The 22973-nt window shown below is 57.1% G+C and carries 24 protein-coding genes; 6 read left to right on the top strand and 18 right to left on the bottom strand.

Annotated elements, in window-relative coordinates; all coding sequences use genetic code 11:
• Positions 1-199 precede the first annotated feature (199 nt).
• From VNL17_16920 to ndhC, 18 genes are all read right to left on the bottom strand, one after another.
• On the bottom strand, positions 200-577 hold the full coding sequence (locus tag VNL17_16920; protein ID HXI85763.1) for an iron-sulfur cluster assembly accessory protein: 378 nt from the start codon (positions 575-577) through the stop codon (positions 200-202).
• Between the two features lie 199 nt (positions 578-776).
• Entirely contained in the window at positions 777-1580 is an 804-nt protein-coding gene (locus VNL17_16915) for a GIY-YIG nuclease family protein (protein HXI85762.1), read from the bottom strand.
• 1 nt (position 1581) lies between these two features.
• Positions 1582-2991: a class II fumarate hydratase gene (locus VNL17_16910; GenBank protein ID HXI85761.1), complete on the bottom strand. Its 1410-nt coding sequence runs from the start codon at positions 2989-2991 to the stop codon at positions 1582-1584.
• 44 nt (positions 2992-3035) lie between these two features.
• The gene (locus VNL17_16905; GenBank protein HXI85760.1) at positions 3036-3467 is read right to left on the bottom strand and encodes a four helix bundle protein; all 432 of its coding nucleotides are present in this window, start codon (positions 3465-3467) and stop codon (positions 3036-3038) included.
• Positions 3464-3847 carry a VOC family protein gene (locus tag VNL17_16900; protein ID HXI85759.1) on the bottom strand — a complete coding sequence of 128 codons (384 nt, stop codon included), beginning with the start codon at positions 3845-3847 and terminating at the stop codon, positions 3464-3466. Before VNL17_16900 ends, VNL17_16905 begins: the two co-directional genes overlap by 4 nt.
• Positions 3848-3856: 9 nt before the next feature.
• Entirely contained in the window at positions 3857-5308 is a 1452-nt protein-coding gene (locus tag VNL17_16895; GenBank protein ID HXI85758.1) for an NADH-quinone oxidoreductase subunit N, read from the bottom strand.
• Complete coding sequence (locus VNL17_16890; protein HXI85757.1) at positions 5305-6843, bottom strand: NADH-quinone oxidoreductase subunit M; 1539 nt, start codon at positions 6841-6843, stop codon at positions 5305-5307. Before VNL17_16890 ends, VNL17_16895 begins: the two co-directional genes overlap by 4 nt.
• Positions 6844-7274: 431 nt before the next feature.
• A complete protein-coding gene (gene nuoL, locus VNL17_16885) occupies positions 7275-9170 on the bottom strand; it encodes an NADH-quinone oxidoreductase subunit L (protein HXI85756.1) in 1896 nt (631 codons plus the stop codon).
• On the bottom strand, positions 9167-9478 hold the full coding sequence (nuoK, locus tag VNL17_16880; protein ID HXI85755.1) for an NADH-quinone oxidoreductase subunit NuoK: 312 nt from the start codon (positions 9476-9478) through the stop codon (positions 9167-9169). Before nuoK ends, nuoL begins: the two co-directional genes overlap by 4 nt.
• Positions 9475-9975: an NADH-quinone oxidoreductase subunit J gene (locus tag VNL17_16875; GenBank protein ID HXI85754.1), complete on the bottom strand. Its 501-nt coding sequence runs from the start codon at positions 9973-9975 to the stop codon at positions 9475-9477. Before VNL17_16875 ends, nuoK begins: the two co-directional genes overlap by 4 nt.
• 30 nt (positions 9976-10005) lie before the next feature.
• Complete coding sequence (locus tag VNL17_16870) at positions 10006-10560, bottom strand: NADH-quinone oxidoreductase subunit I (protein HXI85753.1); 555 nt, start codon at positions 10558-10560, stop codon at positions 10006-10008.
• 2 nt (positions 10561-10562) lie between these two features.
• Positions 10563-11597: an NADH-quinone oxidoreductase subunit NuoH gene (gene nuoH, locus VNL17_16865; protein ID HXI85752.1), complete on the bottom strand. Its 1035-nt coding sequence runs from the start codon at positions 11595-11597 to the stop codon at positions 10563-10565.
• A complete protein-coding gene (locus tag VNL17_16860; GenBank protein ID HXI85751.1) occupies positions 11594-13300 on the bottom strand; it encodes a molybdopterin-dependent oxidoreductase in 1707 nt (568 codons plus the stop codon). Before VNL17_16860 ends, nuoH begins: the two co-directional genes overlap by 4 nt.
• 2 nt (positions 13301-13302) lie before the next feature.
• A complete protein-coding gene (gene nuoF, locus VNL17_16855) occupies positions 13303-15105 on the bottom strand; it encodes an NADH-quinone oxidoreductase subunit NuoF (GenBank protein HXI85750.1) in 1803 nt (600 codons plus the stop codon).
• 16 nt (positions 15106-15121) lie between these two features.
• Entirely contained in the window at positions 15122-16360 is a 1239-nt protein-coding gene (gene nuoD, locus VNL17_16850; GenBank protein HXI85749.1) for an NADH dehydrogenase (quinone) subunit D, read from the bottom strand.
• A 16-nt stretch (positions 16361-16376) separates the two neighbouring features.
• Complete coding sequence (locus tag VNL17_16845; GenBank protein HXI85748.1) at positions 16377-17009, bottom strand: NADH-quinone oxidoreductase subunit C; 633 nt, start codon at positions 17007-17009, stop codon at positions 16377-16379.
• 7 nt (positions 17010-17016) lie between these two features.
• A complete protein-coding gene (gene nuoB, locus VNL17_16840; GenBank protein ID HXI85747.1) occupies positions 17017-17604 on the bottom strand; it encodes an NADH-quinone oxidoreductase subunit NuoB in 588 nt (195 codons plus the stop codon).
• Positions 17601-18086, bottom strand: a complete 486-nt coding sequence (ndhC, locus tag VNL17_16835) for an NADH-quinone oxidoreductase subunit A (GenBank protein HXI85746.1) — start codon at positions 18084-18086, stop codon at positions 17601-17603. Before ndhC ends, nuoB begins: the two co-directional genes overlap by 4 nt.
• Before the next feature lie 89 nt (positions 18087-18175).
• On the opposite strand from ndhC, the gene VNL17_16830 reads away from it, so the two are divergent.
• From VNL17_16830 to VNL17_16805, 6 genes are all read left to right on the top strand, one after another.
• Positions 18176-19207 carry an SAM-dependent methyltransferase gene (locus tag VNL17_16830; GenBank protein HXI85745.1) on the top strand — a complete coding sequence of 344 codons (1032 nt, stop codon included), beginning with the start codon at positions 18176-18178 and terminating at the stop codon, positions 19205-19207.
• Between the two features lie 65 nt (positions 19208-19272).
• A complete protein-coding gene (locus tag VNL17_16825; GenBank protein HXI85744.1) occupies positions 19273-19902 on the top strand; it encodes a DUF4190 domain-containing protein in 630 nt (209 codons plus the stop codon).
• Positions 19903-19928: 26 nt separating this feature from the next.
• Positions 19929-20585, top strand: coding sequence for a DUF1559 domain-containing protein (locus VNL17_16820; protein ID HXI85743.1), 657 nt, complete (start codon positions 19929-19931; stop codon positions 20583-20585).
• Between the two features lie 41 nt (positions 20586-20626).
• Positions 20627-21865: a GTPase ObgE gene (gene obgE / locus VNL17_16815; GenBank protein HXI85742.1), complete on the top strand. Its 1239-nt coding sequence runs from the start codon at positions 20627-20629 to the stop codon at positions 21863-21865.
• 51 nt (positions 21866-21916) lie between these two features.
• Entirely contained in the window at positions 21917-22360 is a 444-nt protein-coding gene (locus VNL17_16810; GenBank protein HXI85741.1) for a hypothetical protein, read from the top strand.
• Between the two features lie 21 nt (positions 22361-22381).
• Positions 22382-22813 (top strand): DUF2752 domain-containing protein, encoded by a 432-nt coding sequence (locus tag VNL17_16805; GenBank protein HXI85740.1) that lies wholly within the window; start codon positions 22382-22384, stop codon positions 22811-22813.
• Positions 22814-22973 lie beyond the last annotated feature (160 nt).

The following is a 22973-nucleotide window of genomic DNA, read 5'->3' as shown; positions in this document are numbered from 1 at the left end:
CTGGGTCTGTCGTAGCTGCGCTTCTGCGAAGCGCAGATTGAAGGCGCCGCTACACCGAAAAACTTTCCCCGCATAAACACGTCGCCGTCGCATTCACCCCACTCTGTCATCCAGAGTTTACCCCGAACCCTTTCGGGGCGAAGTGGAGCCGAGTCAGACGAAGACGCCGCTGTCGTTTGCGGCAACGATCTACCCCCGACTAAACGCTGAAGCTTTCTCCACAGGAGCAAGTGGCTGTTGCATTCGGGTTATGAATCTTAAACCCGCCGCCAATCATCTTGTCCTGAAAATCAATCTCCGACGCGCTCACGTACAACGCGCTCTTCACATCCACCAGCACCCTCACGCCCGCCGACTCAATAAGAATGTCCTTCGGCGTCGGTGGATTCTTGTCGAAATCCATCTTGTACTCCAACCCCGCGCACCCGCCCCCCACGATCTTCACGCGCAACGCCCCATTCGCCACCCCATCGCGCTGCATCAATTGCGCGACCTTCCGCCCCGCCGATTCCGTCAGCCGAATCAGCTTCTCCGAACCGATGCGCGGCGCAGCTTGTGTTGGAACTTCCGTACTCATTAGGGCTATTCTACTCCACTTCGCACCCCAAGTGAAGCCCGCTTCTCAGAGTCACCTTTTCTAAATTTGTCATCCTGAGTCCCGTCGTGCGACGGGATCCCGCAGAATTGCGGGACTTGTCGAAGGATCTCTGTCGTTTCTGGTTGTGCAAGGGTCTGGAATTCTTCACCTGTATTACGACTGATCAAACCTTAAACCCTCAAGCCAATATTTTATCGAACTTCACGCCGAACGCCTCACTCAAATATGAAACGGTTTCTGGCTGTCGATCCAAGGATGCTCGAATATGCGTGGTGGTATAGATGCCCTTCTTCCATTTCATTTTTGCCTTCTCTGCCGGGACCTCCTTAATCCATTCCACCTTCGCCACGTATTCGGACTTTTCCGCCGATTCGCAATTCAGAGACATATTCGGGCACAAAGCAACGAGTGGCTTGCTGTTGATCACAACCTGATTGATTCTTAGTGCTGACTCCTTGATTCGGCCAATCCCAACAAATCCATGCCCTTTCAAATATGCTGCGAACACGTCACCGGTATGAAAGCCGAGAATGGCATTTCGCCATCGCGCACCCTGCCCCGCAGAAATGAATTTATACTTACGATAATCTTCCCATTTCCTGTATGGACGTTCGCCCACGTTGAAATAGTAGAGACGATTTTGGAAATCGAAACCTGGTAATTCTCGATGAAGTGTATCACGTGGCCTAAACTTCTCCTGGAAATGACCTGCGACCTGATTGGTTGTAAATTTCCCGAGCTTCCACAGAAGCGTCGCTTCAATCAAGTACGCCTGTTCTTCTTTCAAGCCACGGGCGATGACGCGAATGACTGGCTTTTCCCCCGCTTTGCGAATCGCAGCAATTCGCTTTGCTTTGGACGAATTGCCAGCAGCGTCTATATGCACGTCCTTTCGGCTACCGCACCCCTTGCCATAGTAGAACTCCTCGAGATTTCGAGGATCAATATAAACATAGACGTAGTAGTCTGCCCCTTGAATCATCTTACTCCCCGCCCTTCCCTCGAATTCCGGGCTCGGTCAACGCATGAAGGTTAAAAATCTCACTAAGCTGTTGCTCACTCAATCCCGACATTTCCCGCGCGACTTCGCGGACGGTCTTGCCTTCCTTGTACGCCTTCTTGGCAATCTCCGCGGCCTTGTCGTAGCCGATGACGGGAGCGAGTGGGGTGCACATCGCGAGGCTCTGCTCAACCAGCGATTCGCAGCGCTCCTTGTCCGCTTCGATTCCTTTCACACAGGCATCGGCGAAGTTGCGCGAGGCCGTGGCCAGCAGGTGCACACTCTCCAGCATATTCGTCCCAATCAGCGGCATGGCGACATTCAACTCGAAGAAGCTCTGTAGTCCGCCCAGTGTGACCGCCAGGTCGGCGCCGATCACCCAAAGGCAAACCTGTATCAGGCTCTCGGCAATGACGGGATTCACTTTGCCGGGCATGATCGAGCTGCCGGGTTGCACGGGCGGAATCTTCAACTCACCGATACCGCAGCGCGGACCGCTGCCCAGCAACCGAAAGTCGTTGGCGATTTTCGCCAGGCTCACCGCGATGGTCTTCAGTTGACCGCTCGCCTCCACGCACGCATCGCGCGCCGCCGCTGCCTCAAAATGATTCTCTTCTTCGACCAACGGAACTCCCAACTCTTTGGAGAGCTTTTCAATCGTTCGCTGAGCGAATTCTGGGTGAGCGTTCAATCCAGTACCGACAGCCGTACCGCCGAGCGGTAACGCATCGAGCGCCCACATGGTCATTTCGGCACGATCCTGCGCGTACTTGACCTGGGTCGCGTAACCGGAAAACTCCTGCCCGAGCCGAATCGGCGTTGCATCCTGCAAATGCGTACGCCCGATTTTCATCACACCGTCAAATTCCTGCGCCTTTTTCGCAAGCGTCTTCTGTAAATGCTCCAAGGACGGCATCAGTTCCTCGCGAATCGCCTCAATCACGCTAATGTGAATCGCCGTCGGGAACACATCGTTGCTGGACTGGCAGAGATTGACGTGGTCGTTGGGATGTACGGGCGACTTGTCGCCGCGCTTGCCGCCAAGAATCTCGTTGGCCCGGCTCGAAATCACCTCGTTGGCATTCATGTTCGTCGAAGTGCCGGAGCCGGTCTGGAAAATGTCCACGGGAAACTGCGCGTCGAGTTTCCCATCCACCACTTCCGTCGCTGCCTGCACGATGGCATCGGAAATCTTCTTGTCGATCAAGCCCAGGTCGAGATTGGTCTTCGCGGCCGCGCGTTTGATGCGGCCCATCGCGTGGATAAGTCGCGGCGGCAACGGCCAGCCGCTGATCGGAAAATTCGTCACCGCCCGTTGCGTCTGCACGCCGTAGTAAGCGTCCGCCGGCACCTCCAGCGGCCCCATGGAATCCTTTTCAATTCGTGTAGCCATAAAAACTCCTCAACTCTCAACGTTCAACATTCAACAATCAACGTTCAACGCAAAGTACTGCCGCGTTTGCCGTCAAGTTTCCGTTTCTGCGCCGTTCGGATGCTGGTGGAAAAAATCCGGATGAGTTGCTCCGTCTCATCGAGAAGTGCGTCAACTTGCGTCTCTGGCTTGAGCAATGGAACGCGTTTAACCAGCCGCAACCAACGACGGGACTCCTTCAATTCCTTCAAACAAAGACTCAGCTTATGGATAAAATCGTCAACAGACTCCGCAGCTTGCGCTTCGCCGTGATTCGACAGGGGTGATGTGGCTGACCTCAATAACTGCCCGGCGACATGGCTTCCCGCTTGCGTCCTAGGCACACGCTCCACCAAACGAATCACATCAGCGCCGTATTCTAATAGCCGATCTTCGAGGTCATAGCTCTTGCCGTTACTTGAGCGTTGGGCGTTGAGCGTTGAACGTTGAGCGTTCATTTGTTTCCGACCTTTTGATATAATCGGACGCAGTTGCCTTCGGGGTCTTCGAACTCGGCAAGGTAAAAACCGTATTCCAGCCGTGGACCATAGTGAAATACCGCGCCGAGATTAGTCAGCTTCTTGATGAAATGCTCGATATCACTGACATCGACGCTGAATTTGACGGTGTTCTTTAGACGATTGGCACCCTCGAAATGCGCCGCGTCGGCCTGATGCAGCGCGAGGTGGGAGCCGTCCCCCAGCCCGTACTCCACCCACCATTTCGCATCGACCAACGGCTCGGTGAGATCGAACGCCTTTTCGTAAAAGGGGCGCAACTTCGCCAGATCCTGCGCGTAGAGAAAAACGACGTTGATCCGATTGACCTTCGGGTGCATGGGCCGACCTTAATGCAAGACAAAGACCTTTGCAGCCATTATCGAGGCGTTGACGAGCGGGAGCTGGTAAATTCCCAACCCAATCATCGCTACCATGCAGACGTACAGCGCCCACTGCATCGGCCGGCTTACAGGAATCGGCGAGGCATCTTCCGCCTCCTGCATATAAATCGCACGCCCAATACCGAGGTAAAAATAGAGTGAGATCACCACCGCCACTGCGCCGATGCCCGCCAGCACATAGTAATGCCAATCGGTCTGCGCCCGTTGAATCACGGCGGCAAACAACTGGAACTTCCCAAAGAACCCACTCAGCGGAGGCACACCCGCCAGTGACATCATCGATAAGAACAGCGCCAACCCAAGGATCGGCGAGCGTTTACCCAGTCCCGAGAAACTGGCGATCTCATCGCTCCCCGTCACCGCGGTCGTGGCAATGATCGCGAGAAACGCGCACAGGTTCGTAAACGCGTATTGCCCAAGGTAAAACAGCACCGCGCTCGCGCCGAGCGCATTTCCGGCCGCGATGCCCATCAGCATGTAGCCGGCATGGCCGATGGACGAATAGCCCAGCAGTCGTTTGATGTTGTGCTGTGGAATCGCACCCAGATTGCCATACAGAAGCGTCGCGCCGGCCAATACAAGCAACAACGGTCCCCAAATGCCGCGCACCGGCAGAAGCCCGGCAAACAGCACGCGCAGCAGCAGCGCGAATCCCGCCGCTTTGCTGCCCACCGCAAGAAACGCCGTCACCGGCGTTGGCGCGCCCTGATAAACGTCCGGCGCCCAGATTTGGAACGGCACGCTGGCGATCTTGAAACCGAGTCCCGTCAGCACCAGCAGCATCCCAAACGTGAAGGCCAGCGGCGGTTGCGAGCCAAGTGTTGAGAGTTGCGCGCTGACCTTGTCGAAGTTCGTCGTTCCGGTTGTCCCGAAAATATACGCGATCCCGTAAACCGTGAAGCCGCTGGATAATGCGCCGAGAATCAGATATTTCGTGCCCGCTTCCAGCGACGGGATCTGCCGCCGCAGATAGCTGGCGAGCACATAGAATGTGATCGTGACCAGTTCGAGCGCCACGAACAGCAAAATAAAATCGTTCACCGACGCAATGAGCAACATTCCCACCGCGCAAAACATCAGCAGCGCGTAGAACTCCGCCACACCCGACTCGATGCGCGGCGAAAATTCCGCCGCCATCACCAGCACCATCGTCAACGCCAACAGGAACAGCCGCTTGAAGTACAGGGCAAACACGTCGAACCGATACATCCCGTTGAAGAGCGGCTGATTGACCGGCATGAGCACGAAACTGTACAACAACGCCACGGCCACAAATGCCGCCGCCATGTAACCGATCGTCCGCTTGTTCGGAATCGGGCTGAAAGCATCCACCAGGAGAATCAGGATTCCCCAAATCGCTAGGAGACATTCCAACTGGATGGCGTAGAGGCTGATCATTCCGGCCCCTTCGTCAAATTTGCTACCGGGGCGACGGCGGCACCGCGGTCGCTGTCCGCCGGCACAAACGTCGCCACGCTCTGCTTGATAATGTCCGTCAACAATCGGGGATAGAACCCAACCGTCAGCAAGACCGCGAGCAGCAACGCGTACGGGAACTTCTGCTTGAACGTGATCGCGTCCTTGAGCATCGACCACTTCTCATCGAACGGGCCGAAGAAACTCGTCCGCACCGCCCACAACAAATAGGTCGCCGTCACAACAATCCCCCACACCGCGCAGATGGTCGCCACACGAAACAACGTTGACCCCTGGTGCCATGCGCCGAGGAAGACCATCAATTCACTCACAAAATTAGCAAACCCCGGCAATCCGCTCGAAGCCATGACGGCCATGACCATGCACACGCCAATGAACGGGATCTTCCGCGCGAGGCCGCTCAGGTCCGGCACAAAACGATTATGCGTCTGATGGTAGAAAAAGCCGATCAACGAGAAGGTCAGCGCCGCCATGATCCCATGCGCGAACATCAGCAACACCGCGCCGCTAACGCCAACGACATTCAGCGCCGCGATGCCGAGGAAAATGTAGCCCATGTGGCTCACCGAGCTGTAGCCGATGACGAACTTCCAGTCCTTCTGTGTCAGGGCCACCCAGCCCGCGTAAAGAATGTTGAAGCAAGCGAGAACCGCCAGCAGGTTCGCCCAATGCCGCGCGCCTTCCGGCAGCAGCGGCAGCGCGAGCCGAATGATGCCGTACGCGCCCAGCTTTTTCAGCACGCCCGCGTGCATCATCGATGCTGCTGTCGGTGCCGCCGCATACCCAAGTGGCGACCACGTATGAAACGGCCACATCGAGGCGAGAAAACCGAATCCAAAAAGCAAGCACGGGAAGACCCACATCTGCGTGCTACTCGCCACCCAGTTGTGCTGCAGCTTCTCGATGTCCGTTGTTCCACTGATCGAATAAATCGCCAGCAACCCGATCAGCGCCAGCACCGCGCCCGCAGTCAGGTACAGCGTCAACTTCATCGTCGCGTACTCTTTCGTGCGTCCGTGTTTGCCCGGCGGCAGCGAACCCCACACACCGATCAGCAGATACATCGGGATCACCGCCATCTCGTAGAAAAAGTAAAAGAAGAACAAATCCAGCGTGCAAAACGTCCCGCTAATCCCCGACGTCAGCGCGAGAAACAGAATGTAATACTCCTTCTCCCGCTCATGAATTTCGCTGGATACAAACGCCCCGCAGAACGACACGAATCCGACCAGCAACAGCAACGTCATCGAAATGCCGTCTACACCGAACTTGAGCGAGCACCCATAACTCGGCAACCAGCTCATACCCCACACGAACTGATACCCACTATCATGCCGATTGAAATTCGCAAACAACACCAGCGTGATCAGCAGCGACACCCCCGTTGCAAACATCGCCAGCGCCCGAATTGCACTTGGCCGATTCGCGGGAAACAGAAAGAGGAGAAACGCCGTCGTAAGCGGCAGCAAAACTGCGATGCCTAGAAGAATGTCCATAATCAGACTGTGGACTCCTTACGCAGAAGACGAACAGCCTGAATCTGAACCCCCATCACTAATATGAGGATCGCGCCAAGGAGAGGAAATGCGATGCATTGCGTCGATTCGCCGAACCGGAACGCCCAGATTGTCTCGCTGATAGCTGTGAATATGGCTCCAAGGAACTCCAAGCAAAGCAGCCCAAACAAAGGCCACCAGAGCACCGCTGGCCGGATGAATCGCCAAGGAACAACTAGGGGCAAAGCCAACAGAACTGATCCGGCCATCATGCTAATGAACTGAAGCCCTTCCCGCCTGTCTTGAGTTCGGCTCGTTATCTCGTTGCAGAGCCAAGCCGACACGACAAAAAATGCGCCTAAAAGAAATCCGAAGCAGCGAGCCGTTCTCAATCCCCTTCGATTTGAAATATGAAGATGCCCTATCATACTTTATCTCACCACCACACAATAAATGATCACCGTCACGCCGAGGCCGACGAGGAAGGCGTAACCGGAGATGCTGCCGGTTTGGAGCAGGCGGACGGTCTTACCTAGCAATCCCGTGCCGAGCGACAGGCCGCCGATGCCGAGCCGCTGGAGTATCCAGCGGTCGAATAGATCGCAGATCGTCGCGATGGTGCCCTGGACGTACTTCACCAACCACGCGTACAATTCATCGAAGTAGTATTTGTTCTCCACGAGCGTCCAGATTTTCCCGAGCGCGGTCTTTACCGGCGCATCGCTTGGCTCCGGTTTCCAATAAATCGTCGCCGCCAGGAGAAAACCAAACAACGGTACAGCTATCAAGCCACCCGTCAGCAACGCGGAATGATGCCCGGTCTCCGGCAGAGCCCCCAAAAATTCGGGCACCCGGCCGTGCCAGCCAGCGACAATCGAAAGCAGCGCCAGGAATACCAGCGGCAGCGTCATTACCAAAGGTGACTCATGCGCGTGATCGTAAGCATGCCGGTCACGCGGCCGACCGAAGAACACGACGAACACCTCGCGTCCCATGTAGTAGGCCGTCAGGAATGCCGTCGTGATTGCCATGATGAATAACGGCAGGCTCTTCTCGAAGGCCAATAGCAAGATTTCATCCTTGCTATAAAACCCGCTCAACGGTGGCACACCCGCCAGCGCCAGCGTGCCGATCAGGAATGTCCAGAACGTGATCGGCGTCTTCTTCCATAACCCGCCCATTTTCCATATATCCTGTTCGTGATGGAGCGCGATGATGACGCTGCCCGCGCCGAGGAACAGCAGCGCCTTGAAGAACGCGTGCGTGGTCAGGTGGAACATCGCCTGTGTCGGCCCGCCGAGACCAACGGTCATCACCATGTAACCGAGTTGCGAAAGCGTCGAGTACGCGAGGATGCGTTTGATGTCGTTCTGCGCGATGGCGATCGTCGCCGCCATGATGGCGGTGATACCGCCGATCCACGCGATCAACGTCAACGCCGTCGCGCTCGGCAGAATCAGCCACGACACGCGGCAGAGCATGTACACGCCCGCCGCCACCATCGTCGCGGCATGAATCAATGCCGACACCGGCGTCGGGCCTTCCATCGCGTCCGGCAACCAGACATGCAACGGCACCTGAGCGCTCTTTCCGACCGCGCCTGTAAAGATCAGGATACCGATAAACGCCAACGTTCCCGGCGACAATCCCAGCGACGGCAACTTGGCCTGTATCTCCGCGAAATTGAATGTCCCGGCATACGACCATAACCAAAGAATGCCAAGCATCATGCCGACGTCGCCGATGCGCGTGGTCAGAAATGCCTTCTTCCCCGCTTCCGCCGCGCTGTCCTTCTCAAACCAAAAGCCGATCAGCAGATAACTGCTCGCGCCGACCAGTTCCCAGAAGATGAAAATCTGGATGAAATTATTCGAGAGCACAATCCCGAGCATCGAAAAGGTGAACAAGGACAGGCACGCGAAGAAACGCGAGAATCCCGGATCGCCTTTCATGTAACCCAGCGAATAGATGTGAATCGCCGAGCCAACGCCCGTGACGACCAAAAGCATCAACATGGCCAGCGGGTCGGTGATCATCCCGAACTCAATGCGGACGGTATTACCAACGGCGAGCCATTGAATCGTATGCGGATAATGTTCGATGTGCCTGACGGCGAACACGAGGAACAGTCCCATGGAGAGCGCAAAGCTGAGCAGTATCGCACCGATGGAGAGTGCGGCGCTCAGTCCCTTCGATTTGCCCGTAACGAGTGTGATCAAGGCCGCAGCCACGAGGGGCGCAAAGAGAATGATCCACACGGAGCAGATAGGCGCATGGCCATTCCGCATCCCCCAATCGACGCTATAATTGAGAAGCCAGTGGTTCATAGCCGCATGGTCGTCAACTCATCGACGCTGATGGTTTGCTTGCGGCGGTATAGCGCGACAATGATCGCCAGGCCTACGGCCACCTCGGCCGCGGCGATGGCAATGATGAAGAACACCAGGATTTGCCCCTCGACGATCTTGTTGAACTTGGAGAACGCGATCAGGGCCAGGTTGGCGGCGTTGAGGTTCATTTCCAGCGCCATGTAGATGACCAGCGCATTGCGACGAATGATCACGCCCGCGATGCCGAGCGCAAACAGCAGACCGCTGACGATCAAATAGTGATTGAGCGTGAGCGCACTGGTCATTTGAGCTCCTTCTTCGAGAGCAACACCACCCCGACCATCGACACCAGCAGCAAAAGAGCGATCACTTCAAACGGCAGCATGTAGTGCGCGAAGAACGGTTTGACGACTTCTTCCAAACCGCCATGCAGCTCCGCGCCGCCACTTGCCAACGGTCTCACTGACTGTCTCAGGATGATCGCCAGTTCCCACACGAACGCCAGACCGACAGCAATTCCGCCGACCACGCCGAGAACTTTGAACTTCCGCCGCTCGCTGGCCTTGATGTCGAGCAGCATGATGACGAAGAGGAAAAGCACCATCACGGCGCCGGCATATACCAGAATCTGGATGGCTGCGATAAACAGGGCCTCCAACAAGAGAAAGAGCCCCGCCATGAATACAAACAGCAGCACTAAAAACATCGCGCTCGTGACAGGATTGCGGCTGGTAATCACCAACAGCCCGCACACCAGCATCGCGATGCTAAAAAACCAGAATAACAAGTCGTGTATGTTCATCTAGCCTATGAACGACAGGGACAATCGGTGCTACGAAATTTTCGCCTCCCGCTTCGGCGCTGCCGGCACATCCGGTGGCGGCGCGCCCTTGTACTTCCATTTCCAAACCGAATCTTCCTGGATACCGCCCAATTCCAGCAGCTTCTCCATGTTGAATTGCAACTCCTCGCGCTTGTAACCCGCGATCGCAAAATCACGCTTCAGAAAAATGGCTTCTTCGGGACAAACCTCTTCGCAGTAGCCGCAGTAAATGCACCGCAGCATGTCGATCACAAACTCTTTGGGCACTTTCTCAACGTTTTCATCTGCCGTGCCGTCCGGGCGCGTGCCAGGCGTGATGCGAATCGCCTTCGGCGGACAGACGAACTCGCACAACTGGCACGAAACACACTTGATCCGGCCCTCGGGATCCTTCACGAGTGTCGGCGCGCCGCGATAGGCGCCGTGCAGTGGCGGCTTCTCTTCGGGATATTGACGCGTAAAGGCCGGCCGAAAGATGTGGCGAAACGTCAGCCACAACCCGTGCAGAATCTGCGGGAGATAGGTTCGCTCCCAAATTGTCAGTTTTGGACGTTGAACCTGCATCGTTACTTGCTCATCACAGTTAACACGACGCCCGAAATCAAAATGTTCAAGAGCGTTAGCGGGATGAACAACTTCCATCCCAGGGCCATCAACTGGTCATAGCGAAATCGCGGAATGGTCCACCGCACCCAGATGTAAAAAAACAGGAATCCGCACACTTTTGCCAGAAAGATACCGATGTGCGCGAGGCCCACGACCAGCGTCTGGGCCGGCGCGTTGAATGGAGCGAAGGGCAGCGACCAGCCACCGAAAAACAACGTCACCATCAGCGCTGAGGCCACGAACATGGCCGCGTACTCGCCCAGAAAAAACATCGCGAATTTCATCGAGCTGTATTCGGTGTGATAACCACCGACGAGTTCCTGCTCCGCCTCCGGCAAATCGAACGGCAAGCGATTGGTCTCGGCAAACGCGCTCACGACAAAAATGAAAAAGGAGAGGGGCTGACAAAATCCCAACCACACGTGATGGGCCTGGTATTCGACCACGCGCGACAAATTAAGGGAACCAACCTGCATGAACACCGGCACCACGCTCAGCCCGAGGCACACTTCGTACGAAATCATCTGCGCGCTGGAGCGAATGCTGCCCAGAAACGGATACTTCGAGTTGCTCGCCCAGCCCGCCAGCACAATGCCGTAAACACCCAGCGAGGAAATGGCGAACACGAAGAGGATGCCGACATTCAAGTCCGCAATTACGCCCTTGACCGGTTCCGCCAATCCGGGAATCACCAACTGGCTCCCCCACGGCACCACCGCGATCGTGATCAACGCGGGTACCATCGAGATCATTGGCGCCAGCGTGAAATACACCTTGTTGACGTGATGCGACAACACGTCTTCCTTGAACGCGAATTTCAGTCCGTCGGCCAGTGGTTGCAGCAGGCCCATCGGCCCGACACGATTCGGCCCGATGCGGTCCTGCATCCACGCGCACACTTTGCGTTCCGCCAGCACCGTGTACGCCACGATGGTCAACATCACCCAGACCACAACAGCGATCTTAATGAGATGGATGAGGAGGAATGCAATCATGCTTTCACCCCCACGGCTGGCGCAGGCGCTTCCGTCGATGCGGCTGGCGGCGTGGCTGCCTCCAACTTCAGTTCCACGCCCTGGTCGCCAATTTTGGAAAGATTCAGGCCAGCCAACGGCGCGAAAGCGTGCGTCATATCAGCGAAAACGTCCTCAATGGCCAGATATTTGCCGTCGGCGCCCAGTTCGTTGAGCAGCGCGACGAATGTCTGCCACTCCGGTCGCGCAATTCCAGGCGACGGAATCGCCGCATTCAATCGCTGCAGGCGCGCCTTGCCATTAATAAAGGTGCCGCGTTTCTCCGCAAAAGTAGCGCCCGCCAAAACGTAGTGGGCCAGTTCCGTCACCTTGTTCGGCAGCGTATCGATCACGATCAGCAGTTCGAGCTTCCCGAGCAGGTCTTCCGCGATTCCATGCTTCGCTACATTCTCGCCATGAACAATGAGCGTCTTGATCTTGCCGGACTTGATGGCTTCGGCGATGACCGGGATCCGGCTGCCGATGGGATCAGCGGTTACTCCCGTAAGCTTCGCGCCGTTCGTGTTCGGATTGCGGTCCGCACTGATCAGGAACTTATCGCCTTCGCCGACGCGCGGCACACAATCGACCAACTCTGCGCCGAGAACTTCGCGCGTCAATTTATTGAAGAGGAAAAGCTCTTCCGTCGTGGCGCGCGCAGTCCCGATCGCGGCGATTGTCGCGCCCTTGCCTTTCAGCGCCTTCAGCTTCTCGCCGATCTGCCGCGTCGCCTCGGGCCACGTGAGATTGAACCGCTCGCCCATCGCGCCCGACCTCACCGTCGGCGTCACGAGGCGATTCGGGTCGTTGATGAACTGGTAATGCAACCGGCCAGGGTCGCACATCCAACACTGGTTGACTGCGTCATTGTCGCGGGGCGTCTGTCGATGCACCACGCCTTCGCGCGACCAGAGCACCGTGTTGCAGCCCGTCGCGCAGTTCGGGCAAACGCTTTTCGTTTCCTTGAGGAACCACACGCGCTGCTTGAAACGGAAATCATTCGAGGTCAGCGCACCGACCGGGCAGATGTCCACGATGTTGAGGTCGTAATTCGTGTTCGGTTCCATGCCGGGATAGCACGTCAATGTGGAATGACTACCGCGATCCACGAACCCGAGGCAATCCTGTCCCGCCACGTCCTTCATAAACCGCACGCAGCGCGAACAAAGGATGCAACGCTCATCGTCGAGCATGATCTTCGGGCCGATCTCCGTCTTCTTCGGTTTGTGAACCTTCTCCTCGATGAAACGGCTTTGGCCTTTGCCGTAATCCACGCTGAACTCCTGCAGTCGGCACTCGCCCGCCTGGTCGCAGATCGGACAATCGAGCGGGTGATTGATCAACAGGAATTCCATCACGCCTTCGCGCGCCTTGATGACTTTTGCAGAACGCGTGTGCACCACCATGCCTTCGGATACGGTCGTGTTGCAGCCGATGGAAAGTTTCGGACCGAACTGGATCACCGGCTTGCCGTCAGGTCCCAATTCCGGCTTCTTGTCGGGTCCCATCTTCGGCATGCCGACATCCACAAGGCACATGCGGCAGTTGCCCACGACGGCCAGCTTCGGGTGATAACAGTAGTGCGGCACCTCAATGCCGACGAGCTTCGCAGCTTCAATGAGGTTCATCCCCTTCGGCGCAGCGGCCTCCTTGCCGTCAATCGTCAGTTTGACAGGGTCTGCCATGGCTAATGCTTCTCACTCCCGTTGCCGTCTTTGCACGCGGCTTCGAATTCGCTGCGGTATTTCGTGACGAAGGCTTTTACGGGCCAGGCGGCGGCTTCGCCGAGCGGACAAATCGTTTTGCCGTCGATGTTGTCCGCGACGTCCCACAACAAATCCACGTCTTCAGGACGACCATGGCCTTCGCGTATGCGGTGGAGCATCTTCTCCATCCATAATGTGCCTTCGCGGCAGGGCGTGCATTGGCCGCACGACTCGTGCGCGTAAAATTGCGCGACATTCAGCGTGCTCTGCACGATGTCGACCGTATCATCGAGCACGATGATGCCACCGGAACCGGCCATCGTGCCGGCCTTACGGAGCGATTCAAAATCCAACGCCACATCGATCTGATCGGCCTTCAACACGGGCATCGAACTGCCGCCCGGAATGACGCCCTTCAATTTGCGTCCTTCCTTCAATCCACCGCAAAGATCATCAATGAGTTGCCGCATTGTCAGCTTGCCCATCTCAAACTCGTAGTAACCCGGCCGTTTCACCGGGCCACTGACGCACACGAGCCTCGTCCCGCGCGAGCCGGGCACGCCGAGTTCCTTGAACCACGCCGCGCCGTTGTTGATGATGTGCGGGATATTCGACAGCGTCTCGACATTGTTCACGAGCGTCGGGCAGCCGAATAGGCCGACCACTGCCGGAAACGGCGGCTTGATGCGCGGATAGGCCCGCTTCCCTTCCAGCGATTCGATCAAACCGGTTTCCTCGCCGCAGATGTACGCGCCCGCACCGCGGTGGATGTAGATTTCACAATCGAATCCCTTGCCGAGAATGTTCTTGCCGAGAAAATTCTTCGCGCGCGCTTCCTCAATCGCCTTGTCGAGGATTTTTGCGCCATACGGCATCTCGCCACGGATATAGATGTAGGCGACGTGCGCGCCCACGGCGTAGCACGAGACGATGATGCCTTCGATGAGTTGGTGCGGCTCGTAATGAAGTAACTGACGATCCTTGAACGTGCCGGGCTCGGATTCATCGGCGTTGCAAACGAGGTAATTCGGCTTGCCGGTGGCTTTCGCCAAGAAACTCCATTTCATCCCGCAGGGGAAACCCGCGCCGCCGCGCCCGCGAACCTCGCTATTCTTGACCTCGGCGACAATATCGTCGGGTTTCATGCCGAGCGCTTTCGGTAACGAGCGGTAACCCCCCTCGCGGACATAATCGTCCAGTGACCCCGTGTAACCGGGTTTCGTCAGGTTCGCGAGTAGGACGCGCTTTTCCAGCGGGTGCGGCGCAACGGGTTTCGGCAATGGTTGGGGCTCAAGTTTGCCGGTTGTTTTGATGCGGCCGATGATTGCCTCGGCCGCGTCTGGTGTGAGATTTTCGAACAATTCATCATTGACCATCATCACCGGGCCGGTTCCGCAGGCGGCCAGGCATTCGACCGTGGAAATCGTAAAGAGTCCATCGCCGGTGTTTTCGTCGAGACCGATGCCGAGCTTTTTCTTGAGCCGTTCGAGGATACCGCCGCAGCCGCACAATTCACAGGACAGCGTGCGGCAGACCTTGATGTGGAACTTCCCACGCGGTTTGGCGGTGAACATCGGGTAGAACGTGACCAACTCCCACACATTGATCGGCTGCAACCCGAGCTTTGTCGCTGTCCATTCCACTTGTTCCCGACCGAGATGGCCGAATTGCTCCTGCAAGAGATGCAGCAGCCACAACACCGCCGCCCGCTTATGTTGCGGCGGATAATGCGTGACGATCTCGTCGATGTGCTTCTCTAATTCTGCTGGAACGCTCAGTGCCATTAGAAATCCAAAAATCTCACCGGTCGCACTCCCCCATCACGAAATCGATGCTGGCGAGGATGGTGACCATGTCACTCATCATGTGGCCTCGCGCCATCACGGGCAGCGCTTGCAAATTCACGAAGGATGGCGCGCGAATCTTTAATCGGTGTGGTGTCCCGCCGCCTTTGCTGACGATGTAAAACCCCAGTTCGCCTTTCGGGTTCTCCGCCGAGAAATAAACTTCGCCCGGAGGCGCATTGATACCTTCCGTGACGTTGATGAAGTGGTGGATCAACTCCTCCATTTTCGTCAGCACGGCCTCCTTGTCGGGTAGCAGGATCTTTGCGTCCGGTGAATTCACGGGGCCGTCGGGCAGATTATCAACGGCCTGCTGTAAAATACGGACGCTCTGGCGCATCTCTTCCATACGGCAGAGATAACGGTCGTAACTGTCGCCCACGGTGCCGACTGGCACTTCAAAGTCGAAATCCTCATACGAACTGTACGGGTGCGACTTGCGGATGTCCCAATCGACGCCTGAGCCGCGCAAACACGGGCCCGTGACGCCGAGGTCGATCGCGTCCGCCTTCGTCAACACCCCGATACCGCGGGTGCGGTCGCAGAAAATGCGATTGCGCGTCAGCAATTTGTCGGTTTCATCGATAGTCGCCGGGAATTCCTTGAGAAACTCGCGAAGCATCGGGACAAACTCCGGCGTCAGGTCCCGCGCCAAACCGCCGATGCGGGTGTAGCTGGTCGTAAACCGTGCACCGCTGATGCATTCGGCCAGGTCGTAAATCTTTTCCCGCTCGCGAAATAGGTAGAGAAAAACCGTCATCGCGCCGATGTCCATGCTGAAAGCCCCGACACCAAGCAGGTGCGAACTGATGCGCGCCAACTCGGCGCAAATCACGCGGATGTATTTGCAACGCGGCGGCACGTCCATGCCGAGCAATTTTTCGACTGCGTACGCGTAGGTCACGTTGTTTGCCAGCGGCGCGAGATAGTCGAGGCGGTCAGTGTACGGGATGAACTGCGTGTACGTCATGTTCTCGGCGATTTTCTCGTCGCCACGGTGCAGGTAGCCGACATCGGGCCAGACGTTGACGACTTCCTCGCCGTCCAACTCCAGCACCACGCGCAAGACCCCGTGCGTGCTGGGGTGCTGCGGCCCCATGTTGATGATCATCTTCTCGCCGCCCAGCGCTTCGTCCATGGCCACTTGCGCGCGGGAGGCGGAATCGATCAACTCCATCTCGTGTCGTGTCGTCATGTCTCGCGGCGGTAATTCAAACCGATTCCTTCTTTGTCGGGTTCGCCAGGTTATCCTGCTGCTCGGCAATGGTGTCGGTCTGGCGCGGCTCGCGGCGAATCGAACTGCGCGTCCCGCTCGCGGCCACGAACGGGCCACCCAGCATGGGCGCGGAGCGAACCGTGTCGGCATTCACGGCCGTTTCAGGTAGTTCCGTCGGGATACCTGCCAGCGGGAAATCTTTTCGCAACGGGTAGTACGGGTAACCTTCCCACATAAGAATCCGCTTGAGGTTCGGATGATTGCGGAAACGGATGCCGAACATGTCGAATGCCTCACGCTCGTGCCAGTTCGCCGTGCCCCAGACGCTGGTGACGCTGTCCACGATCATGTCCTCTTCGGACACAGGCACCTTCAGCCGCAAACGGCAACGGTGCTCCAACGAGTACAGGAGGTAGTCGACCTCATAGCGGGGGTCTTCACCGTAATTGTCCACGCCCGACAGATCCGTCAGCATGTCAAAATCGCATTCCGTCTTGAGGAATTGGCAGATGGCCGCGATCTTCACGCGTGGCACAGTAATGGTAAACTCGCCGCGAAATTCGACGGGCGCGGAAATGGAGTCGCGGTATTGCGCTTTCAACCGATCGATGGCGGTTTGCGGTGTCATCGGATCATCAGCCCTTCAACTTCGGCGCGTACTCACCGCGCACGATGACCGGCCCGGTCACGGGCGACCACAACCCGGGTTTGCCCTCGGTCTGTTTCATGTTCCCGATCGCCCTTTCCTGCGCGATCTTGCGCTGGATGGCCATCAGGCCTTCCAACAACGCTTCGGGCCGCGGCGGGCAACCGGAGATATACACGTCCACCGGCAGAAAATGATCCACACCCTGCACGACTGCGTAGCTACGATACATGCCGCCGGTGCTGGCGCACGCGCCCATCGCGATGCACCATTTCGGATTGGGCATCTGGTCCCACACGCGTTTGACCACGCCGGCCATTTTGTAAACGCAGGTTCCGGCCACAATCATCAGGTCGGATTGCCGCGGCGAGAAACGCATCACTTCGGCGCCGAACCGCGCGATATCGAACCGGCTCGCGCCCACGGCCATCAATTCAATGGCGCAACAAGCCAGTCCCATCGGCATGGGCCAGCAGGAATTCTTGCGGACCCAGTCAATGGCGGCATCCGCGCGCGTGACAATGAGGTCGCGCCCCTCCACCTTGGGGTCAAAACCAGTTTCGACGCGTTGAATCATGAAGTCACCAGTTCGGCTTTTTTCTTCAACTCCGGCATTCTCGGCTCCGGGACGGAGGCCGCCGGTTCACTCGACAGGTCTTTTTTGGGCGCCCAATCGAGCGCGCCTTTCTTCCAGGCGTAAATGTGACCAACTTCAAGGATTCCCAGGAACAGCACCGCGCCCAGCAGCATGTTGATTCCAATCCCGCCTTCGGCGACGGGTCGGATCATGTCGCGAAAAACCGCTCCCCAGCCGAGCATGAAGACCACTTCGATGTCGAACAGGATGAACAACATCGCGATCACGTAGAATTTCACGCTGAAGCGGGTGCGCGCCTCGGTCATGGGCGGCAGGCCGCACTCGTAAGCACTGTCCTTGACCGCATCATGGACGCGCGGCTTGCCGATAATCAGGGGCGTCAGCATCATTCCGGCGGCGAGTCCAATCGCGACCAGTAACAAAAGCCCAACCGGGATGTATTCTTGTAATTGCTCGACCATTAAAAGAGCCACCTCCGCCCCTCACGCCCGGGGGCCGGACTTTGTGACATATTTCACAAGGAAACTACCAAAACCAATCCGGCTTGCAAGTGTTCTTTCGTCTTCAGCAATGCCCGCCGCTCAGCTATCGTTGTCGCGTGGATGGTCACCCCGATTTACTTCGTGAAATTCGGCGCGAAATGGAGGCGCACGACGGACGGATCACGTTTGCGCGGTTCATGGAACTGGCGTTGTACCATCTGCAATACGGCTATTACACCAGCGGGCGTGAACGCATTGGCAAGAAAGGCGATTACTTCACCAGCGTAAGTGTGGGGCCGTTGTTTGGGAAGATTCTGGCGAAGGAGTTTGTGAAGTTCCGTGAAGAATTGGGAAACCCGCCGGAATTTGAAGTCGTGGAGTTTGGCGGACATCGAGGCCAGTTGCGCACCGATGTCCTCGCCGCAGCGCCGGATTTGTCTTACCGCATCGTCGAGACCGGCGATCCCCTGCCCGACTCGATTGTCGGTTGCGTGTTCTCGAATGAATTCCTGGATGCGTTGCCGGTTCATCTGGTGCAGGCGAAAGATGCAGCGTGGCAGGAGGTGTACGTCGATGCGGATCTAAAGGAAGTGCTAGGACCGCTTTCGACGCCCCGACTCGCCGAGTACCTGCGCGATCTGCCCATCAAGTATATGGAAGGTTACCGCTCCGAGGTGAATTTGCGGGCGCTCGATTGGCTGGCGGAAGTGGCGCGACGGTTGAAACGCGGGTGGATCGTCACCATCGACTACGGTTACGAGCGAAACGATTATTTTGCGCCGCACCATCGCGACGGCACGCTGCTTTGCTATCACCAGCACGTGAAGAGCGCAAATCCCTACGCGAACATCGGCGAGCAGGACATCACAGCGCACGTCGAATTCACATCGCTTATGGAACATGGCAAGAAGCTCGGGCTGGAAACCGTGCTGTTCACCGACCAGTCGCACTACCTCTTGCAGATCGGTGAATCGGAGATTGCCGAGATCGTCGAACGCACCGCCGGCCAGCCGAGCAAGGAGCGCGCGGCCATTCATCAACTCCTCCATCCCGAGTTGATGGGGCGCACGTTCAAGGTGCTCGTGCAGCGGAAGGCCTAGCGTAGCATTGCCGCAACCAGCGCAATCTGCTATAAGCGCAGCAACCCTAACAGGAGGCCTTCACTGTGAATGATCAGGTTCCCCCCATTCCGCCTGCCACTGTAGCGCCGTCAGCCAAAACCAGCGGACTGGCCATTGCCAGTTTGGTTCTCGGGATTCTTGGCCTCATATGCATTCTGCCCGTCGTGGGCGCCATCCTCGCGGTCATCTTGGGCGTCCTGGCGCTCAATCAAATCAATAAATCCAGCGGCACCGTCAAAGGCCAGGGACAGGCCATTGCCGGCATCGTTCTTGGCGGCGTCGGCCTGGTCATGATTCCCATGATGGCCGCCATGCTCCTGCCCGCGCTAAGCGCCGCGCGCCAAAAGGCGCGCGTGGTAATGTGCATGAACAACCTGCGGCAAATCGGCATGGCTACCGGTCTGTATTCGGCCGAGCATGATGGATTCATCCCGAAGGAGTTTAATGACCTGCGCCCATATAACAGCAATTTGGATAAGCTGCTGATTTGCCCTTCCGCCAAAAACACGAGTAACCCCAGTTATCGAATCCTACTCGGCGGACAGAAATGGAATGATCAGGGAATCTGGAAAGAGATTGCCGTGACAGAGTTGGCGACAAATCACCGCTTCGGGTACAATGCGCTGTACGGAGACGGGCATGTGGAGTTCCTGCGCCAGCGGCGGAACGACTGACCGACCAATCGAAAGGAGACGCGATTGTGAACGATGAATTGTCCCCACCGATTAAAGCATCGCGTCTAGCTATCGCAAGTTTGGTTTTGGGGATTCTAGGCATTCCTCCTATCCTTGCATTGACTCTCGATTACGCTTTTGGAGGACTCGGTGTGTCTGTCGGTATCATCATTTCAATGACCGCAGTGCCACTCGCGCTCGCTTTCGGAATTATCGCATTGAATAAAATCCGCAGGTCGTATGGAAGAATCAAAGGCCGAGGGCTGGCTATTGCGGGTCTATTTACGGGTGGAGTTTCACTTCTGCTTTGGGCAACCATGATTTTGCCGCAAGCCAAGGGCCCCCGAGAGTATCAACGTCGAGTTCAGTGCCTCAACAACATGAAGCAGATTGGTTCGGCCATAGACTTTTATGCGAAGGAGCACGACGGGAGCATCCCACGCACGTTTGACGACCTGCGACCGTATGCTACAAATCTGGATGAGTTGCTCATTTGCCCCTCCGCCAAAGATCGTCTTCATCCGAGCTATCAAATTGTTCTCGGCGGAAAAAAATGGGATACCGAAGAAACCATGGACACAGCCATTGTGACCGAACCGTTCTCAAATCACCGTTTTGGACGCTGGATCCTCTACGGCGATGGTCACGTTGCGTGGCGAACTGATCAGGCTCCTGTCCAGTAGCAACCTTGCTCCACGAAGATGGCTACTGTAGTGTAGCCTCTATGTTCGTCGATAAGGTCAAAATTCGCGTCAAGGCGGGGGATGGGGGGAACGGGTGCGTTTCGTTTCGGCGCGAGAAATATGTCGATCGGGGCGGGCCGGATGGCGGCGACGGCGGCAAGGGCGGCGACATTGTATTGATGGCGGACAAAAATCTCTCTGATCTTTCTGATTTCTATTACCAGCCGCGCGTCGTGGCCAAACATGGCGTGCACGGACGCGGGAAGAATTGTTTCGGGCGCAGCGCGAAGGACATCCTTGTGCGAGTGCCCATCGGCACGCAGGTATTTCGCCTGACGGTGCCCATTAAGAAACGCGCGCCGTCGAATTATCACCCGGCGGCGGCGACGGAAGAGTTTGACCCGAGCCAAACCGTCGGCATGCCGTTCACGCCGGGACGGGCGAAACAACTGGCCGAGGCGCAGAAGGCCGCGCCCCCTACCCCGATTGAGACCATCGATGTTGATGATCTTCCGCCGTTGGATACGGGGAAGGAATTGATCGTCGATCTCGTGGAGGACGGGCAGCGCTTCATCTTGGCGAAGGGCGGACGCGGCGGACGCGGCAACGCGGTGTTCAAAAGCTCGACGCACCAGGCGCCGCGCGAGTTCGAGTACGGCGAGCCGGGCGAGCAACTGGGCGTCGAACTGGAATTGAAGACTCTAGCCGACGTCGGGTTGGTGGGTTTTCCCAACGCGGGCAAATCGACGCTCATTTCCCAGATTACCAATGCGCATCCCAAAGTCGCGCCGTATCCGTTCACGACGCTGACACCCAACGTGGGGATCCTCCAATACGACAACTACACGCGCATTCGCATTGCGGACATTCCGGGATTGATCGAGGGCGCGCACAACGGGCGCGGTCTCGGCCACGATTTCCTGCGGCACATCGAACGCTGCCAGCTACTGGTAGTGATCATCGACATGGCGGGCGTCGATAACCGCGATCCGCGCGAGGATTACCGGCAACTGCTGGCGGAACTGAAAATGTACAATCCGGAGATCTTGGAGAAAAAGCGGCTCATCGTCGCCAATAAAATGGACCTGCCGGAAGCAAAGAAGAATCTCACCGCCTTCAAGCGCAAGGCAACAACCGCGCCGCGTGCCGTCAAAAAGAAGGCTTCCACAAAAAAGCCAACCAAGGCGGCGCGTCCCGGTATCCGCGTGCTGGAGATTTCGGCGCTGGACGGTGTCGGGCTGGAGAAATTAAAGCTGGAGTTGCACAAGGCGCTGTCGTAGCCTGACATCCGTTTCCCGTGGAGAAGCCGGTACTGAGCCAGGAGAAGACAAATGGTCCCCCATAGATTCCACGCGTTGGTTGCTGCCGTTGGTGTGCTGGGAATTCTCGTATTCATTGCGATCGCGGTGACCGTAAAGGTTTTCTATTTGTTGACGCTGTACCGCGCCCTGAATCGCTGTTCACCCGAATCCCGCGCCATGGACCCGGCGCTCGTCTGGCTAAGTTTCATCCCCTGCTTCAACATCGTCTGGCAGTTTTTCGTGGTGATCAATGTAGCCAAATCGCTGGGCGCCGAATTCAAGAAACGTGGCATCATCGCCGAGGAACAACCCGGGCAGGCGATCGGCCTCGCTATGTGCATTACCTCGGTCTTCTGCGTGATTCCCTATGTCAACTGTCTCATGGGTCCGGGCGCGCTGGTGTGCTGGATCGTATATTGGGTGAAAATTGGCGAGTACTCAAACAAACTGGTCGCGCCACCGCTGCCAGCGTGATGCCTCGACAGTGATCGTCTCATGTCGACGACGCCACAACTAATAGCAGTCGATACCACGCAGACGCGCCGCCAAATCGCGTTGGCTGTGATATTGACGGTCCTTGGCGTGGCGGCAGCGGCGTTTTTCTTTCTGGTTGACCCGTCGTCCGTCGTGTTCCTGCCACGTTGTCCACTCTATACCACGACGGGAATCTACTGTCCCGGCTGCGGCGCCACACGCGCGCTTCACGAGTTACTCCGTGGCCACTGGCTCATCGCTTTCCGTTTGAATGCCCTTTTCACTTTGTCACTGCCGTGTCTTGCCCTATTTGGGCTTTATCGGTGGGCCACAACCGACCGTGGTGGGAGTACGTGGAAACCGCAATGGACATGGGTGTTGCTGGGGATGGTTGTGACGTTTGGCGTGTTGCGAAACGTCCCGGTCTACCCGTTCACCCTGTTGGCGCCGTAAAACCAGCGCAGGCATAATTCGAAGGAGACGACATGTATAAAATCATCGGAGCAGACGGACGCGAATACGGCCCGGTCACGGTCGAGCAGGTGCATCAATGGATTCGTGAAGGTCGCGCCAACGCGCAAACCAAGGCGCAGCCCGAAGGCAGTGCCGAATG

The sequence above is a fragment of the Verrucomicrobiia bacterium genome (assembly GCA_035577545.1).
Lineage (GTDB): Bacteria > Verrucomicrobiota > Verrucomicrobiia > Palsa-1439 > Palsa-1439 > Palsa-1439.
This window is presented reverse-complemented; position numbering and strand designations above follow the sequence as displayed.